The sequence below is a fragment of the Brevundimonas sp. UBA7664 genome, from assembly GCF_002483305.1.
In the GTDB taxonomy this organism is placed as follows: domain Bacteria; phylum Pseudomonadota; class Alphaproteobacteria; order Caulobacterales; family Caulobacteraceae; genus Brevundimonas.
In genome coordinates this window covers 1-2,763 of record NZ_DLHQ01000005.1, presented here as the reverse complement: position 1 = coordinate 2,763, position 2,763 = coordinate 1, and the positions used below count along the sequence as shown (strand labels likewise).

5 protein-coding genes and 1 pseudogene are annotated in these 2,763 nt (G+C 70.6%); all 6 read left to right on the top strand.

Features of this window, described 5'->3' with window-relative positions; genetic code table 11:
• The coding region (locus tag B2742_RS00940; protein WP_292061931.1) for a Holliday junction DNA helicase RuvB C-terminal domain-containing protein at positions 1 to 308 on the top strand (308 nt) is incomplete at its 5' end.
• Between the two features lie 64 nt (positions 309 to 372).
• Positions 373 to 741 carry a hypothetical protein gene (locus B2742_RS00935; RefSeq protein WP_292061929.1) on the top strand — a complete coding sequence of 123 codons (369 nt, stop codon included), beginning with the start codon at positions 373 to 375 and terminating at the stop codon, positions 739 to 741.
• Complete coding sequence (ybgC, locus tag B2742_RS00930) at positions 738 to 1,193, top strand: tol-pal system-associated acyl-CoA thioesterase (RefSeq protein ID WP_292061927.1); 456 nt, start codon at positions 738 to 740, stop codon at positions 1,191 to 1,193. Before B2742_RS00935 ends, ybgC begins: the two co-directional genes overlap by 4 nt.
• Before the next feature lie 131 nt (positions 1,194 to 1,324).
• Entirely contained in the window at positions 1,325 to 2,053 is a 729-nt protein-coding gene (tolQ, locus tag B2742_RS00925) for a protein TolQ (RefSeq protein WP_292061925.1), read from the top strand.
• 2 nt (positions 2,054 to 2,055) lie between these two features.
• The gene (locus tag B2742_RS00920) at positions 2,056 to 2,523 is read left to right on the top strand and encodes an ExbD/TolR family protein (protein ID WP_292061923.1); all 468 of its coding nucleotides are present in this window, start codon (positions 2,056 to 2,058) and stop codon (positions 2,521 to 2,523) included.
• A gap of 4 nt (positions 2,524 to 2,527) precedes the next feature.
• Positions 2,528 to 2,763 (top strand): annotated as a pseudogene (locus tag B2742_RS00915) (hypothetical protein); the annotation flags it as partial.

Below are 2,763 nucleotides of genomic sequence, written 5' to 3'. Positions count from 1 at the left end.
TGGCGGCGGCGCGGGCGCTGGCGCGGCTGGAGGTCGACGAGGCGGGGCTGGACAGCCTGGACCGCCGGTTCCTGAAGGCGCTGATCGAGAACTACGGTGGCGGGCCCGTCGGCATGGACACCCTCGCCGCCGCCATCGCCGAGGCGCGCGACGCGGTCGAGGACGTGATCGAGCCCTATCTGCTGCAACAGGGCTTCATCCAGCGCACCCCGCGCGGCCGCATGGCCTGCGCCCGGGCCTATGCGCATCTGGGTCTGGCGGAACCGCCCAAGGCGCCGGAGCAGGGCGGGCTGTTCGGGGGCAAGTGAGGCCTTCACCTCGGCTGCGAACCCCGGCATGGTCGGCGCAGGAGGCCGAATGACCCGCAGGGCGATGCGAACCGACAGACTGATCGTCGTGCTGGGCGTGGCTGTGCTGGTGCTCGGGGTTCTGGTGCTGTGGTTCGTCACCCGGGGTTCGGGCGCGGGATTCACCGAGGAGCCCGTTTCGCGGCGCGTGCTGCGTCAGGCCCGCGAGCAGTTGGGGCCGACTGCGGAAGTCCGGCTGATCGAGCCGGGCCGCGGCAAGGTGGTGTGCGGCTATGTGGCTGCAGGGCGGACCGATCTCGGCGTCGGCTTCATTTCGCGTCCCAACCGCATGCTGTTGAGCCACGATCCCCTGAACGGCGAGTTCCGCGCCATGATCGCAGCCGACTGCCCGGGTTTTCCGGAGCCGCCGGCCGGGAGCGTCGTAGTCGATTGAATCCGTCCGACACCCCCACCGCCGGCCGCTTCGAGGGCCGCGAGCATCGCCTGCCGGTCCGGGTCTATTACGAGGACACCGACTTCACCGGCCTGGTCTATCACGCCAACTACCTGCGCTATTTCGAGCGGGGGCGGTCGGACTGCCTGAGGCTGATGGGCGTCGGCCACGCCGAGTTGCTGGACGGCGACCAGCCGATGGCCTTCGTGGTCTCGAAGATGGCGCTGACCTTCCTCAAGCCGGCCCGGATCGACGAGGAACTGGTGGTGCGCACCGGCTATGACGCCGTGAAGGGCCCGCGTCTGTTGATCTCCCAGACCATCACGCGCGGCGACGAGATCCTGTGCCGGGCCGGGGTCGAGGCGGTCTGCATCCATCTGGACGGGCGGCCGCGACGGCCGACGCCGCTGTTGCGGGACCGGATCGGACCGTGGCTGGCGCGCGAAGCTTGACCATTTCGCCCGCCTGTCACGTGCAGACAGGTGACGCCGCGGCCACACCTCGCTAGACCCGACCCGGACCGCCACACAACCGCCACGCCCGTCCGGTGCACAGGGGGCGGACAGACGACAGGACGCCCTGCATGACCCTCGCCGCCGACGCCTCGATGCTCAATCCCGTGACCCTGTTCCTCGAAGCGGACATCGTCGTGAAGGCGATCATGATCGGCCTCGCCGTCGCCTCGCTGTGGTCGTGGGCCGTGATCATCGACAAGGCCATGCGGTTCAGCGCCCTGAACCGTCAGGCCAACGCCTTTGAGGACGCGGTCGGCTCGGGCCGGTCGCTCGAGGATGTCGCGGCCCAGGCCGGGCCGAACCCGGTCCATCCCCTCCCGCGCATGCTGGTCATCGCCCTGGCCGACTGGCGCGAGGCGCGCACGCGCGGGCCGCTGACCGAGAACCAGGCCAATCTGCTGATGTCGCGCATCGACCGCGCGCTCGACAGCCTGATCGCGCGTGAGGGCCAGCGGGTCGAGAACGGCCTCGGCGTGCTGTCGGTGGTGGCGACCGCCTCGCCCTTCATCGGCCTGTTCGGCACGGTGTGGGGCATCATGAACGCCTTCGGGGCCATCGCCTCGGCGGGCAACACCAATCTGACCACCGTCGCGCCGGCCATCGCCGAGGCTCTGTTCGCCACCGCCATCGGCCTCGCCGCGGCCATTCCGGCCTATATCGCCTACAACAAATTCTCCATCGACGCGGGCAAGTTCACCGGGCGACTCGAAAGCTTCGCCGACGATCTGCAGGCCGCCGTGGCGCGTCGGCTGGGCGGGCCGTCGACCCCTGCGACGCAGCCCACCCGGGAGCTCTGAGCATGGCGCTGGCAGGCGGCGGCGGCGGCGGACACGTCCGGGGCCGCAGACGGGCGCGCAAGCGGCCCCTCAGCGAGATCAACGTCACCCCGCTGGTCGATGTGATGCTGGTGCTGCTGATCATCTTCATGATCTCGGCCCCGCTGCTCAACGTGGCCGTACCGGTGGAGCTGCCGAAGACCGAGGCCAGCGCCGTCGACGCCTCGGACGATCCGGTGGTCATCTCGATCAAGCGCGACGGGGCCATCTATGTCGGCGAGGGCGAGGTCAGCTTCGACCGCCTGGTGGCGACGGTGGCCGAGGCCGCCGGCCCCGATGGCCTCGAGAAGGCGGTTTCCGTGCGCGGCGACGGCCGCGCGCCGTATCAGGCCGTGGCCCGGGTCATGGCCCGGCTGTCGGCGGCCGGCTTCACCAAGCTGAACCTGATCACCGACACCGCCGGCGGCGCTCCGACGGACGAGGAGGGCTGAGGGTTTGGAACGGCCCGGTTCCGCCCTTGTCGCCTCGATCGCCATCCATGCGGCGGTGGTCCTGGGCGTGATCGGCTATGGCCTGCTGGGCTATACCCGCGCGCCCCAGCCGATGGTCACCAGCGTGCCGGTCCAGATCATTTCCGAGACGCTCGTGCTCGGGGGCACGCCCGGGCCGGTGACGCCCGAACCCGCGCCCGAGCCTCCGGTGGAAACGCCCCCGCCGCCCCCGCCAGCGCC